This is a genomic window from Actinophytocola sp., from assembly GCF_009379765.1.
Classification (GTDB): Bacteria; Actinomycetota; Actinomycetes; order Mycobacteriales; family Pseudonocardiaceae; genus Actinophytocola.
This window is the reverse complement of the sequence record NZ_WHTD01000076.1, coordinates 1-13,093: the sequence shown is the minus strand read 5'-3', so window position 1 is coordinate 13,093 and position 13,093 is coordinate 1. Positions and strand designations below refer to the sequence as shown.

The following is a 13,093-nucleotide window of genomic DNA, read 5'->3' as shown; positions in this document are numbered from 1 at the left end:
ATCGCGGGTCGGCTGTGGACAGCCGGGCCGGTTGTGGGCAACCGAGTCGCCGCGAGGCGTTGATACGTGACCATTTGGTCACATAATCTTCCGGCATGACCGACGACGACAGGGTGTTCAAGGCGCTCGCTGACCGGACTCGGCGTTACCTGCTCGACCGGTTGTTCAACAAGGACGGTCGGACGCTCACCGACCTGGAGTCGGAGCTGGAGATGACCCGGTTCGGCGTGGCGAAGCACCTGCGTCAGCTGGAGGACGCCGGTCTCGTCACCACCCGCCGGTCCGGCCGGGAGAAGCTCCACTTCCTCAACGTCGTCCCGATCCGACTGATCCACGACCGGTGGATCGACAAGTACACCGAGCCACAGGTGTCGGCCCTCGCCGATCTGAAGTCACTGTTGGAGGAACCCATGACCACCACCGAGACCGCCACCACCGTCCAGGTGCACTGCGTCTACATCAAGGCCACGCCGCAGGCGATCTGGGACGCGATCACCAAGCCGGAGTGGACGCAGCGGTACGGCTACGGCGGCAGGTCCGCCTACGACCTGCGCCAGGGCGGCGAGTTCAAGGCGCTCGCGAGCGAGGAGATGAAGGCGATGGGCGGGCCGGAGCTGATGGTGGAGGGCGAGGTCGTCGAGGTCGACCCGCCGCACAAGCTGGTCCAGACCTGGCGGCCGACCTGGCTCGACGAGGCCCACACCAAGCTGACCTACGAGATCCGCGAGGGCCAGCACGGCGTCACGACGCTCACCGTCACCCACGACGTGCACGACGCGCCGCAGACCGCCGCGCAGGTCGCCGGCACGGTCGAGGGTGCGGGCGGTGGCTGGGCCGAGGTGCTCAGCGACCTGAAGACGCTGCTGGAGACCGGCTCGTCGCTGTACGACAGCTCGGTGGCCGAGCGGTGGGCCGAGGAGAACTGAGCTTGGCCGCACCGCCGCCGGCAGGCTGACTCCCAGGAGGGGTCAGCCCTGCCGGCGATACGTCATGTCGAAGTCGTGCTCCCACGTCGTGCCGTCGAAGCACTTCTCCCACGCGGCGTTGATCGTGTCGCCACCGTCGGCGAACGTGCCGGTGAAGCGCTGGGCGAACCCCGGGGCGTCGCGCCACTGCCGCCACACGCCGTCGGCCACGCTCATCCGGTAGATCCGGTGCACGCCGCGGCTGTCGGTGTAGAGCACCGCGCACGCCTCGGTGGTGTCGTCGACACCGATCATCAGGACGCTGTCGGGGACCACGGCGTGCTCGGTGGTGGAACGCGCCACGAGGAACAAGCCCTCCTGCCACTCGAAGCTCACCTGCCCCCGCATCGTCGCGTCGCCGATGTGCACGGTCACCGCCCATCGGCCGGTCAATGGGTCCAGCCGGCGTAGCGCGTCCGGGCGTGTGTCGGTCACGACGTGCTCCTTTCGGTGGTCGCCGACCATGTTATTCAGGCGCATGATTGGCGACCAGTGCGTATGCTGTGGGGGACGGCTCCTCGACCAGTGCAGCCTCTTTTCGCTTGCACCCGTGCGGCACCACCGCCCTGTGTGCGGACCCCTGTTCGACGTGTGAGGAGCCGAAGTGCGTCCGTCCGTTTTGACCCGTTCGCCGAGAACGTCCGAGAGTTCCCCGGTGCGGGATCTGCTGGCCCTGACCGCCCAGCCCGAGGTGATCTCGTTCGCCGGCGGCCTGCCAGCACCCGAGCTGTTCGATGTGGACGGTTGGCGGGCGGCGTTCGCCGAGGCGCTCGAGGAGCCGGGCGCGCGGCGAAACCTGCAGTACGCGCCCACCGAGGGCAACGTGACGCTGCGTGCGCTCGTCGCGACCCGGCTCACCGGCCGCGGGCTGGACACGCGGGAGGACGACCTGCTCATCACCACCGGGTCGCAGCAGGCGCTGACCCTGGTGGCGACGGCGCTGCTCGGACCGGGTTCGGTCGTCGCGGTGGAGGAGCCCACCTACCTCGCCGCGCTGCAGTGCTTCCAGATGGTCGGCGCGCGGGTGGTCCCGGTGGCGAGCGACGACGACGGGATCGTGCCGTCGTCGCTGGCCGAGGTGATCGAGCGGGAGAAGCCGACGCTGCTGTACCTCGTGCCGACGTTCGCCAACCCGACCGGCCGGACGCTCACCATGGCCCGCAGGCTCGAGGTCACCGCGCTCGCCGCGGCCAACGACCTGTGGGTGGTCGAGGACGACCCGTACGGCGAGCTGCGCTACCGCGGCGAGTCGCTGCCCGCGCTGGGTGCCGCGCCCACCGACCGCGTGATCAGCCTCGGCAGCCTGTCGAAGATCTGCGCGCCCGGCCTTCGGCTGGGCTGGTTGCGGGCGCCCGCACTGCTGATGCCGACCCTGGTGATCGCGAAGCAGACGGCCGACCTGCACACGTCGACGATCGACCAGGCCGCGGCCGCCATCTACCTGGAGTCGTCCGATCTGGACGGTCACGTGGTGCGACTCCGCGCGGAGTACCGAACCCGCCGCGACGCGATGATCGCCGCCCTGCCCGACGCCACTCCGGACGGTGCCAGGTGGACGGATCCGGACGGCGGTATGTTCATCTGGCTGCGCCTGCCCGGCGCGGTCGACACCGCGGCCATCCTGCGTTCCGCGCTGCGCGAGCAGGTCGCGTTCGTGCCGGGCGCGCCGTTCTTCGTGGCCGACCCGGACCCCGCGACGCTGCGTCTGTCGTTCACCACCAACACCCCGGACGAGATCGCGGAGGGACTGCGCCGCCTGTCCACCGTCCTGCCCGGATGACTCCACAGTGGACTCGAGGTCGCGGTCCTACCGCGGCCGGGGGCGTGCGAAGCGGAGCCTGACGCCGCTGAAGCCGAGGGTCGTCGTGGTCACGATGTCCCAGAACGGCCACAGGTTTGGGAGCACCCGGAGCTGGATGCCGGCATCCTCGTGCAGGGCCAGCAGGTCGCCGACCGGTTCGGGTGGGCCGAGCGGCTCGACCGGCTCGGTGGCGACCTGCGCGTGGGCCTCGGCGCCGATCGGCGTGAACCGGTCGGCGGGCAGCCGGTAGGCGTAGAGCCGCACGGTGCGGATCGCGTCCAGCCAGCCGTACTCGACCGCGTGCACGCGCTCGCCGCCGCCCGGGCCTGGGGCGCGTCTGGCGGATCATGGTCGATGGGATTCGTGATCCAGGTGGCTCCTGGCAAGGCGGAGCAATGGCCTCGTACCGGGTCGTACTCGGCCGTTGCGACAACGCGGCCAGGAGCCGCTTGGGCGCGAATCGCGCGGCCGATGGTCCGCCAGCCGTGCCCTAGCACCAGCGACCGGTCCTCGTCCGTGGTCGTCGGGTCGACCCACGCCATCGCGCGCGGGCACTGCCGCGGGAACCAGTAGTCGGGCGCCCGCGCGGCGTCGACCGCCCACACGTACGGCTCCGGCACCTGCGCGGTCGCCGCCACGTGCGGGGCGAACCGCGTGATCGTCGGGTCCGCCGAGAAGTGCAGCACCTGTCCGGGCTCCGGTCGCACGGCCCACCTCCGAGGTGAATTCGACCAGGTGTCACGCCGCCCCGGCGATCCTGAGCGCATGAACGGCCGGGTTGCCATCGTCACCGGGGCGGGCCGCGGCATCGGCCACGCGATCGCCGCGCGGCTGGGGGCGGCCGGCGCGACGGTCGTCGTGTCCGACATCGACGCCGAGGCCGCCCGCAAGAGCGCGGACAACATCGGCGCCACCGCGATACCTGCGACGTCCGCGCCGAGGACCAGGTGCGGGCCTTGGTCGAGCAGACCGTCGACCGGTTCGGCGCCCTGCACGTGATGGTGCCCAACGCCGGCGTCGGCGCCCCCGCACCCTTGCTCGCGATGGACCTGGCCGCGTGGCGCGAGGTCATGGCGGTCAACCTCGACGGCGTCTTTCTCGCGATCCGCCACGCCGCCCCGGCGATCATCGCGGCGGGCGGCGGCTCGGTCGTGACGATCGCGTCGGTCACCGCCAACGCCGGCTCGCCGCTGATGGCCCACTACGCCGCGGCCAAGGCGGCGGTGGTCAACCTGACGAAGACCGCGGCGATCGAGCTGCGCGACCAGGGCGTCCGGGTCAACGCCGTCGTGCCCGGTTTCATCGGCACCGACCTCGTCCGGGCCACCGCCCCGGCGATCGACGAGCACCTCGGCCCGGGTGGCTTCGACGCGCTGATCACCCGCAAGCTGGGCCGCTACGGAACACCGACCGAGGTGGCCGAGGCGGTCCACTTCCTGGCCGGCCCGCGGTCCTCCTTCTGCACCGGCACGGCCCTGGTCCTGGACGGCGGCCTGGAGGCTTCGCTGCTTTAGGCCATGTCTCGCGGATCTTGGATCGTAGTACTCGCGCCCAGCTGCCCCCTGGCCGCGTTGTCGGAAGGCCCGAATACAACCCGGTATGCGCGACCTTCCGCCGCCTTGCCAGAAGCCATCTGGATCACGAATCCCATCGACCAAGATCCACGAGACACGACCCAAGCTGGCTAGTCCCAGCGATCCTCGTTGAGGAACCGGGCGAAGCCGCGCCACGAGTTCGGCCCCATGACCCCGTCGATCGGTCCGGTGTACCCGTGCGCGGCGGCGAGTCGCTGCACCGCGGCCCATGTGTTGGGTCCCGGCACGCCGTCGATGGGCCCGGCGTAGCCGTGGTGGTCGCGCATGTCGCGCTGCACCGCGGCGTAGGTGTTCGGGCCCGGCACGCCGTCGATCGGGCCGGTGTAGCCGGACTCGATGCGCAGCCAGTTCTGCGCGCGCTGCCAGAAGATCGTGCCCGGGATGCCGTCCTGCTCGGTGGCGGTCTTCGGCAGCCCGCCCCCGCCGCCTCCGCCGAGGTAGTCGAGCGGGCTGATGCGAGTGCCGTTCGGATCGATCATGTGCCAGTGCAGGTGCGGCCCGGTCGAGTTGCCGGAGCCGGGCGCGCCGGGCTGCCCGCCGGAGAGGCCGACGATCCCGCCGGTGCCGACCACCGCGCCGTCGGCGAGCACGAACCGCGAGAGGTGCATGTACTGGGTGCGGTACCCGTTGTCGTGGTAGGTCGTGACGGTGTGCCCGCCGGTGCCGTTGTCCGGGATGTTGCGGACGGTCCCGCCGCCGGCGGCGGGCAGCTGCGTGCCGACGTTCATGCCGTAGTCGATCCCGCCCAGCGACCCGCTGTTCAGGTGGTCCTGCCAGGTCCCGGTGATCCGGTACCCGCTGAACGGGTTGTAGAAGCTTGCCGCGCTCGCCGCGCCCGCGCCGAGCACACCGGTGCCGGTCGCGATCACCATGCCGCGTAACAGAGTTCGCCTGTCCACCATCGACCTCCCGACCTGATACATGGTTTGATCAAGTGTCACATTCCGGTACGCCTGGCAGGTCGGGAACGACACACCCGGCATGACCGAACGCGTACTGGGTGTCGACGCCTGCAAAGCCGGCTGGGTCGGCATCGCCCTCACCGGTGACCACGTCGAGGCCTACCAGGCCAGGACCATCGGCGACCTCGTCGCGGACGCGTGGTCCGACGGCCCGCTCGACGTGGTGGCCATCGACATCCCGATCGGCCTGCCGGACAAGGGACAGCGCGCCGCCGACCTCGCGGCCCGGGGCGCGGTCGGCACGATCCTCGCGTCCTCGGTCTTCATGACCCCGGTCCGCACCGCGCTCGAGTTCCCCAGGCACGCCGACGCCAGCAAGCACAACGTCGAGCTGACCGGGAAGGGCATGTCGATCCAGGCGTACGGCATCCTCCCGAAGGTGCGCGAGGTCGACCTCTGGCGGTCGAGCGCGCCGTGCCGCGTCGTCGAGGTGCACCCCGAGGTGAGCTTCGCCGAGCTCGCCGGCGCTTCGCTCACCATCCGCAAGAGCACGTGGGCCGGCGCCGCGCTCCGCCGCCGGCTGCTCGCCGACGAGGGCATCGTGATCCCCGACTCACTCGGCGTCGCGGGGGAGCGGGCCGCGGTCGACGACGTCCTCGACGCGGCCGTCGCCGCGTGGACCGCGCGGCGCGTTCACCAGGGAAAAGCCCGGTCATTCCCCGAGGAATTCGAGATCTTCAGCGACGGCGTGGAATGCGCCATCTGGCGCTGAGAAAATTGATCACGGAATTTCTTGGCCGCGAACTGAAACGACTGCGCCATCCGGGTAGACGTACCTGACATCGGCTGTGCGGCGGGCGTAGGTTCGCCACGCGGTTCTTTTTGCGAGCGTGGCGGGAGGACGCGTGCTGGACGCGCACAACCATCAGGGAAAGTTCGGCCAGGACTACATTCGCGCATTGGCTTCCGCCGCCGGGCTACTCGTGTTCACCTATGATCTCGACCGGGTCGGAATCGACCTTGGTTTTCGCTATCCGGGCCGCGCGGGCGGATTTAGCTCACCGGCCATAGAAGTGCAGGTGAAGTCCTGGTCGAGGCCTCGCCCGGTCAGCGGCGAATGGCACTTCGACGGCCTGAACGAGCAGCAGTTCAACTGGCTCGCCGGGCCGGACTACACGGTTCCGCGCTACCTGTTCCTGGTGTCCGTGCCGCGCGAGCGCGAGGAGTACGCGCTGTTCGAGCCCGGCGGGATGACGTTGCGCCACCTGGCCTACTTCCTCTCGCTCGAGGACGAGGACCTGGTCGAGGAGCCGAACCCGGCGCGGCGGCGGAATGTCAGGGTGCCGCTCGGCAACGTGCTGACCATCAAGTCCTTGCTGCGCCTGCTCGACTCGACCCTGGTCGGCGCCGGGTGAACGGCGCGCTGACCATCGCAGACATCTCCACCTATCTCGAGCACACCGGCTGGCGGCGGCGGCCGGACGGCTGGCGCGGTGCCGCGGTCTGGTCGCACGACTCCTACGACGTGCTCGTGCCCGCCCGGGACGGCATGGGGGACGGCGAGCTGCGCGTGCGGGAGCTCGTCGGGGTGCTGGCCACGGTCGAGCAGCGGTCGCCGGACGAGATCGCGCGCGATATCAGCTCCCCGCTCGCCGACCAGCACTGGTACCGCACGTTCCCGGCCGGGGTGCAGAGCGGGTTCACGACGTTGAAGGCCGGCCTGCACGCCGTGCACAGCATGCTGACCGTGGTGCGCTCCGCCACCCGCGCGGTGATCGACGGACCGCACTTCGCCTTCGCGGGCAAGGAGTCCGCGACGGTCACGAGCCTGGTGGACCGTGTGCAGCTCGGCCAGACCCGGGCGGGCAGCTATGTGTTCACCGCACGGGTTCCTCTCGACGAGGAGCCGGAACTGGCCCGCCGGGTGTCGCTGCAGCTGCACGACGCGGCGGTGGCCGCACGCGACGCGGCGGCGGTGGCCGACCTCTCGGCGTTCGACGACACGGTGACCGCGGGCGTGTCCGCAGAGCTGTGCGAGGGCCTGGCCGGACTCTCCGACGACGGCCGCACCCCGTTCGAGATCGGCTTCCGTTGGGCCCGCGGCATCCCGGCCGACCTCCCGGCGACGACCGTGGCCTTCGGGGAGGGCACCGCGGAGCTGATCGCCGCGGCCGCGCGCCGCCTGCGAAAGTCCCACCAGCCGGCCGAAGTGACGGTGACCGGCGCGATCGAAAGCCTCCACGACGACCCGGGTCGCGCCGACCGCTGGCGGGTCAGGATCCGCGGCCAGGTGGCGGGCACCCACGGCAACCGCCGCGTCCTGTGGGTTCGCCTGCCCGACCAGGACGCGTACCACGCCGCGCTGGCCGCCCACCAGGCCCGACAACGGGTCCGCGCAAAGGGAGTCCTGTCGCGAACGACCCAACGCGCGGAACTGACCACCGCCAAGAACGACTTCGAAGTGCTCGGCTGATCAATCATCACAAGGGAGCAGGAATGCCGGACGACAAGCTGGGAAACGCGCAGCGGGCCGCGATGCTGGCGCTGCTGGGCGAGGCGCGTGAGCTCTCGAACCCGGAGCTGTACCGGCTGCACGGCCTTCGCCTGGACGGCAAGGAGCGCCGGTACCTCAACGACCTCGGCCTCGTCGAGAGCCGCAAGGTCGGCCGCTCCTTCGTCCACGAACTTACCGACCGAGGTTGGCGCTGGTGTGCTGACGAGCTCACCGCCGGTCGCCCGCCCCGTGCAGGCTCGCTGGGCAACGCCCTGTACGCCGTCCTGGCCGGGTTGAGCCGCCACCTCGAACGCGCCGAGCGGGGCCTGGCGGACCTGTTCCATCCGGAGGAGGCAGGCACCCTCGATGATCGGATCCGTGCGGCATACGACGAGCTGGCGAAGGAACCGGGTGACTGGATCAGCCTTACCGCCCTGCGTCGCGACCTCAACGGTGCATCCCGCACCAAGGTCGACGAGGCGCTCCGGCGACTCAACCAGGACCCGAAGGTGAACCTGGCGCCGGACGACGACCAACGGTCGCTGACGCAAGCGGATCGAGACGCAGCACTGCGCATCGGTGGCGAGAACAACCACCTGCTGTCGATCGGTCCAGCATGACGGAGGACGAGCAGCGCGCACTCGCCGCGCTGCGCTTCAACTGGGCATGGACACCGGATGACGTGTGGGGTAGGTCGGGATTTCACGTCGATGGCATGCACGTCGCTATGGAGCGCGAGGTGCTCGCCGGGCTGCGGCAGGCCAAGGGACCGGACCTTGGGAGCCCGATCGGACTCGTGCTGCAGGGCCAGCGGGGCTCGGGCAAGACCCACCTGCTCGGCTGGGTGCGGCGTCAGGTGCAGTTGGAGGACGGCTACTTCTTCCTGGTGGATCTCGACCAGGGCAGGGCGTTCTGGCCCAGCATGGAGCACGCTATCCGGCGCGACCTGATGCGCACCAACGAGAGGAGACAGACCCAGCTCTCGCTCATGTTGAGCCGGCTGGCCGCGCTGGTCGGCCTGCCGGCCCGGCAGGCGGCGCGGATCACCGGCGTCGACCGACCCTCCAAGAAGGACCTCGACGACCTGGTGCTGGCCCTGCGTGAAGTGGACATGCAGGTCGCCCAGGAGTGCCAGGAGACGTTGCGCGCGCTGGTCCTGTTCGCCTCGTCAGACTTGTCGCTGAGTCCGCTGGGCGAGGATTTCCTCACCACGTTCGAGGTGCCGAACCAGACCGATCTCGCCGAGTGGGGCATACGGCTGCGCCCGAGGGATCCGCACCGCGTCGTCCGGGACGTGTCGTGGCTGCTCGCGCTCATCGGACCGACCGTATTCGCCGTGGACCAGATCGACTCGATCGACAACCGGCCGGAGGATCCGAGCTACCTGAACCTGGCACAGGTCGCTGACGGGCTCATGGCGCTGCGCGACAACACGCGCCGCGCGATGACCCTCGTGTCCTGCATCCCGCGTACCTGGCTGCGGCTCAAGGAAGTCACGATCGGCACCGCCGCTGACCGGTTCAGCGAGGTGGGCATCCTCGCGCGGATCCCCGACGCGGGAATCGCCCGGGCGCTGGTGACGCAGCGGCTCCGCGCCGCCTACGAAGATGTCGGCTTCGTGCCGCCGCATCCGACGTGGCCGGTCGCGGAGCGGGCGTTCGAGGGGATCGGGAACCAGTTCACTCCACGCGCGCTGCTCAGGCGCGTCCACACGCACGTGCAGTACTGCCTGCGGACCAGTCAGGTGTCCGAACTGGACAGGCTGGACTCCGAGGTCGCGTCGCTGGACGAGGTGGTGGCGCCGCCGCTTGACCTGGATCCGTTGGACCGCCGGTACACCGAGCTCAAGCAACACGCGGACGTGCGGTCCGCGCTCGACCCGGCGACCGAGAGCCGGGTGATGCCGGCGCTGCTGACGGCCGGACTCACGGCCTGGATGGTCGAGCACGGCGACAGTGGTTTGGAGTGGACCCTCGATCCGACACCGGGTGGCCCACAACCCGCACTACACGCACGACTGCGCCGAAATCTCGATGAGGAGACCGACGACGAGGCGCACTGGTCGTTCCGCGCGGTGGCACACTCGAACCCTAGAGCCGCGCAGACGAGGCTCCGCAACGCCCACACCGAAGCGGGCCTGCGGCCGGACGGCACGCGCGACCTGGTCATCCTGCGCAACTCGCTCTGGCCACACGGCCGGGTCACCGCGCAGCAGGTCGCGCTGCTCAAGGAGTCCGGCGGCAGGGATCGCCCGATCACCGATGACGACCTGCGAACGTTCCGCGCTCTCGAGGAACTGCTCAGGGACAAACCGCCGGGACTTGAACCGTGGCTGGTCGCGAGGAAGCCGGCGAGCCGCACGGAATTGCTGGACAACATCCTGGGCAAGGAGGTCGACGCGTCGACCGACGACCCGCCGACCGTGCGGACCGCGCCGGCTGTGATACCCACTGAGCCAGGCCGGTCGACGGCGGTGTGGACGGAGCCGGAGGCGGCACCGACGGGGTCGGACGATCCCCTGTCCATCGTGATCGGTGAGAACGTGGCCGACGGCACGCCGGTAAGGGTGACACTCGAGTCACTGCGCAAGCACACCGCGATCTTCGCCGGCACCGGGTCAGGCAAGACCGTGCTGATCCGCCGGTTGGTGGAAGAGTGCGCACTTCGCGGCGTGTCGTCGATCGTGCTCGATCCCAACAACGACCTGGCTCGTCTCGGCGACCCTTGGCCGACACCGCCAGACAACTGGGGACCCGGGGACCCTGGGCGTGCCACCCGGTACATCTCCGGCACCGAGCTCGTCGTCTGGACGCCGGGTCGGCAGAGCGGCCGCCCGCTGAGCTTCCAGCCGCTTCCGGACTTCGCCAGCGTCCGCGACGATCCGGATGAGTTCAACGGCGCGGTTGACGCCGCCGTCGCCAGCCTGGTTCCTCGTGCCAACGTCACCGGGGCGAACAACAAGGCGAAATGGAGCAGGGCCGTGCTGCGGGAGGCGCTGACCTCTTATGCTCGCCGAGGCGAGCGCAGCTTGGAGGGGTTCATCTCGGTGCTTGCTGACTTACCGGACGGCGTGAGCAGCCTCGACGATGCGCCCAAGCTCGCCGCGGAGCTGGCGAAATCCTTGCGGGCAGCGAAGGTCAACGACGCGTTGTTCGGTGGTGCCGGCGTGGCGGTGGACCCGGGCCTGCTGCTGACCCCGTCCGCGGGGAAGCGGGCTCGGATCTCGGTGATCAGCTTTATCGGCCTGTCCTCGGATGAGCAACGGCAGAGCTTCGTCAACCAGTTGCAACTGGAGCTGTTCGCGTGGATCAAGAACAACCCGGCGGGCGATCGCCCGCTCGGAAGCCTCCTTGTCATGGATGAGGCGCAGATCGTGGCGCCAGCGGGTGCGTTCACGCCGAGTACGCAGAGCACGCTGATGCTGGCCGCACAGGCGCGAAAGTACGGCCTGGGGCTGATGTTCGCCACCCAGAAGCCGAAAGGCCTGAACAACAGCATTCCCGGGAACACGTCGACGCTGGTCATCGGCCAGCTGAACGCACCGGTGCAGATCCAGGCGGCGGAGGACATGGCGCAGGCCAAAGGAGGTCGGATTCCCAATATCGGCGCGCTGAAACCCGGCTATTTCTACGCGGCCAACGAAGGATCTCGCTTCCAGCGGCTCCGCAGTCCGATGTGTCTGAGTCATCACCCGAAGAGCGCACTCACCCCGGAGGAGGTAGCTCGTCGGGCCAGGAGTGCGCAGTGGCCGGCGGAGGATCCGGACGCGGGTTAGCTGATCCGGGCGACCGCGGTGCGGTAGGTGCCGGCGCGCTTGTGGAGGTCGAGCAGCGCGTCGGGGTTCGCCGGGTGGTCGCCGTACCCACGCGATGCCGCGTTCGGCCCACCACAGGGCCAGGGCCGGGTTCTTGGCCTTGTGGTGGCGGATCGCGGCCTGGCGGTAGGTGTCCAGGTGCGGCACCACGCCGAACTTCTCGAGCAGCGCGGGCACGATGTAGCCCATCTCCGAGTCGTGCCGCCGGCACGCTGCGCCGTACTCGTCGAGGGCGGTCGGCATGGTGTCGCGCAGTCCGTACAGAGTGGACTCCAGCTCGGCGGACACCTAGGTCGTGTCTCGTGGGTCTTGGTCGATGGGATTCGTGATCCAGATGGCTCCTGGCAAGGCGGAGGAAGGTTGCGCATACCGGGTTGTATTCGGGCCTTTCGACAACGCGGCCAGGGGGCATCTGGGCGCGAATACCACGATCCAAGATCCACGAGACATGGCCTAGTGCCGGCTGATCATGTCGGTCTCCGTACGCAGCAGCTCGTGCAGCCGCCACAGGCGTTGCGCCGGGTCGTCCGGCAGGGTGTGCAGCCAGCCCAGGTCGTACCGGTCGTCGGCAGGGTCGGTTTCGACGGCATTCGACAGTCCCGTTCTGAGGTTTCCTGTCCTCGGCGGCCGCGTCCGCGTTGCCGGAACACCGAACTCGGCAGCGTCGAAGTTCAGGAACACGCCGAGGTTCGGTGCCGACCCGCCACCGACGATGACCCCCGGCAACGCGATCGGCCGCCGGTGGAGCCGCTGCAGCCGGAGCAGGCCCGGTCGCAGCCGCTGCGCGTCCTCGCGGCCGAGATGACCGACCTTGTGCCCGGCGACCCACACGGACACTGCGTCGGCGTCGTACTGATCCCCCGAGCTGCCTCCTCCCGCTGACTCCGGCTAGGCAAGCGAGGTGCCCTACACCGGGAGAACTTGCCTCAGCGTTAGGTGGGCCCAGCCGGCGTACGACTCCAGGTGATCGACGTACTGGCCGATGGTCTGGTGATCGAGGCCGGCACTCACGTCCCGACACAGTTCCGTGTGCGCGAGCACGAGACCGACGACCCTCTGTCGATCGACTCGCACGCGGTCCGCCCATTGAAAGATCTGCCCGTCGGGAAATTCCTTGGGAAAGTAGAACGTCAGCCCGCCACCGTCGAAGTCCAGGTTCGGATCACCGGGCACTCGATGTTGCACGATCGAATGCCAGCACTCGGTGCCGTAACGGGCGTACTCGAACAGAATCGGCCAGGCCTGGCGCGTCCCTCGCGCCTCTTCCCAAGCCGCCCCAAGGGAGTCCAGACACTGAAGGGATGCCGTCCAGAGGAGGCCAAATTTGGTCGCCTCAACACGCTTCGCCTCGCGACGTGCCTTTATCCAGCCCACGGATCCACCTAGCCTCGGTCTTTCACGCCGCTGATGGATGATCTTGCGTTCGATTTGTTGATCTTGTTGGTGGTGTTGGCGTGTATGGGCGTGTTCGCTCCGCCGACCTGCGGTGTGCCGGCTGTGTCGAGGGCCTTTCGGGTTGTGG

Annotated in this window: 14 protein-coding genes and 1 pseudogene; 9 read left to right on the top strand and 6 right to left on the bottom strand. The window is 69.4% G+C overall.

Annotated elements, in window-relative coordinates; genetic code table 11:
- Nucleotides 1–95: 95 nt before the first annotated feature.
- Nucleotides 96–926 (top strand): metalloregulator ArsR/SmtB family transcription factor, encoded by an 831-nt coding sequence (locus tag GEV28_RS22655; protein ID WP_291414127.1) that lies wholly within the window; start codon nt 96–98, stop codon nt 924–926.
- Between the two features lie 42 nt (nt 927–968).
- Here GEV28_RS22655 and GEV28_RS22650 read toward each other — a convergent pair whose 3' ends face one another.
- Nucleotides 969–1,400, bottom strand: a complete 432-nt coding sequence (locus GEV28_RS22650; protein WP_291414126.1) for a hypothetical protein — start codon at nt 1,398–1,400, stop codon at nt 969–971.
- A 220-nt stretch (nt 1,401–1,620) separates the two neighbouring features.
- Between GEV28_RS22650 and GEV28_RS22645 the strand changes: the two genes are divergently transcribed.
- Nucleotides 1,621–2,745: a PLP-dependent aminotransferase family protein gene (locus GEV28_RS22645; protein ID WP_291414125.1), complete on the top strand. Its 1,125-nt coding sequence runs from the start codon at nt 1,621–1,623 to the stop codon at nt 2,743–2,745.
- A 27-nt stretch (nt 2,746–2,772) separates the two neighbouring features.
- On the opposite strand, the gene GEV28_RS22640 is transcribed toward GEV28_RS22645, so the two are convergent.
- Nucleotides 2,773–3,072 (bottom strand): DUF6886 family protein, encoded by a 300-nt coding sequence (locus tag GEV28_RS22640; RefSeq protein ID WP_291414124.1) that lies wholly within the window; start codon nt 3,070–3,072, stop codon nt 2,773–2,775.
- Nucleotides 3,073–3,278: 206 nt separating this feature from the next.
- Nucleotides 3,279–3,533: pseudogene (locus GEV28_RS42465) on the bottom strand (DUF6886 family protein); the annotation flags it as partial.
- Here GEV28_RS42465 and GEV28_RS22635 point away from each other — a divergent pair.
- Nucleotides 3,532–3,765, top strand: coding sequence for an SDR family NAD(P)-dependent oxidoreductase (locus GEV28_RS22635; RefSeq protein WP_291414123.1), 234 nt, complete (start codon nt 3,532–3,534; stop codon nt 3,763–3,765). The pseudogene GEV28_RS42465 and the gene GEV28_RS22635 sit on opposite strands and share 2 nt — an antisense overlap.
- Complete coding sequence (locus GEV28_RS22630) at nt 3,723–4,280, top strand: SDR family oxidoreductase (RefSeq protein WP_291414122.1); 558 nt, start codon at nt 3,723–3,725, stop codon at nt 4,278–4,280. The genes GEV28_RS22635 and GEV28_RS22630 overlap by 43 nt, the downstream gene beginning before the upstream one ends.
- A 170-nt stretch (nt 4,281–4,450) precedes the next feature.
- On the opposite strand, the gene GEV28_RS22625 is transcribed toward GEV28_RS22630, so the two are convergent.
- Complete coding sequence (locus GEV28_RS22625) at nt 4,451–5,233, bottom strand: peptidoglycan DD-metalloendopeptidase family protein (protein WP_291414121.1); 783 nt, start codon at nt 5,231–5,233, stop codon at nt 4,451–4,453.
- A 109-nt stretch (nt 5,234–5,342) separates the two neighbouring features.
- Between GEV28_RS22625 and GEV28_RS22620 the strand changes: the two genes are divergently transcribed.
- The 5 genes from GEV28_RS22620 (at nt 5,343) to GEV28_RS22600 (ending at nt 11,532) form a co-directional block, all read left to right on the top strand.
- On the top strand, nt 5,343–6,035 hold the full coding sequence (locus tag GEV28_RS22620) for a DUF429 domain-containing protein (protein WP_291414120.1): 693 nt from the start codon (nt 5,343–5,345) through the stop codon (nt 6,033–6,035).
- Between the two features lie 133 nt (nt 6,036–6,168).
- Complete coding sequence (locus tag GEV28_RS22615) at nt 6,169–6,678, top strand: DUF4365 domain-containing protein (protein WP_291414119.1); 510 nt, start codon at nt 6,169–6,171, stop codon at nt 6,676–6,678.
- Nucleotides 6,675–7,736 carry a hypothetical protein gene (locus GEV28_RS22610; protein WP_291414118.1) on the top strand — a complete coding sequence of 354 codons (1,062 nt, stop codon included), beginning with the start codon at nt 6,675–6,677 and terminating at the stop codon, nt 7,734–7,736. Before GEV28_RS22615 ends, GEV28_RS22610 begins: the two co-directional genes overlap by 4 nt.
- Before the next feature lie 23 nt (nt 7,737–7,759).
- A complete protein-coding gene (locus tag GEV28_RS22605) occupies nt 7,760–8,377 on the top strand; it encodes a hypothetical protein (protein ID WP_291414117.1) in 618 nt (205 codons plus the stop codon).
- A complete protein-coding gene (locus GEV28_RS22600) occupies nt 8,374–11,532 on the top strand; it encodes a DUF87 domain-containing protein (protein WP_291414116.1) in 3,159 nt (1,052 codons plus the stop codon). The genes GEV28_RS22605 and GEV28_RS22600 overlap by 4 nt, the downstream gene beginning before the upstream one ends.
- Before the next feature lie 492 nt (nt 11,533–12,024).
- Here the strand turns inward: GEV28_RS22600 and GEV28_RS22595 are convergent, their stop codons facing one another.
- Nucleotides 12,025–12,408 (bottom strand): hypothetical protein, encoded by a 384-nt coding sequence (locus GEV28_RS22595; RefSeq protein ID WP_291414115.1) that lies wholly within the window; start codon nt 12,406–12,408, stop codon nt 12,025–12,027.
- A gap of 69 nt (nt 12,409–12,477) precedes the next feature.
- A complete protein-coding gene (locus GEV28_RS22590; protein ID WP_291414114.1) occupies nt 12,478–12,945 on the bottom strand; it encodes a hypothetical protein in 468 nt (155 codons plus the stop codon).
- Nucleotides 12,946–13,093 lie beyond the last annotated feature (148 nt).

Coding starts and splice junctions, on each gene's coding strand:
- GEV28_RS22655 (WP_291414127.1), top strand. CDS start 96: ATGACCGACGACGACAGGGTGTTCAAGGCGCTCGCTGACCGGACTCGG.
- GEV28_RS22635 (WP_291414123.1), top strand. CDS start 3,532: ATGAACGGCCGGGTTGCCATCGTCACCGGGGCGGGCCGCGGCATCGGC.
- GEV28_RS22625 (WP_291414121.1), bottom strand. CDS start 5,233: ATGGTGATCGCGACCGGCACCGGTGTGCTCGGCGCGGGCGCGGCGAGC.
- GEV28_RS22620 (WP_291414120.1), top strand. CDS start 5,343: ATGACCGAACGCGTACTGGGTGTCGACGCCTGCAAAGCCGGCTGGGTC.
- GEV28_RS22605 (WP_291414117.1), top strand. CDS start 7,760: ATGCCGGACGACAAGCTGGGAAACGCGCAGCGGGCCGCGATGCTGGCG.
- GEV28_RS22600 (WP_291414116.1), top strand. CDS start 8,374: ATGACGGAGGACGAGCAGCGCGCACTCGCCGCGCTGCGCTTCAACTGG.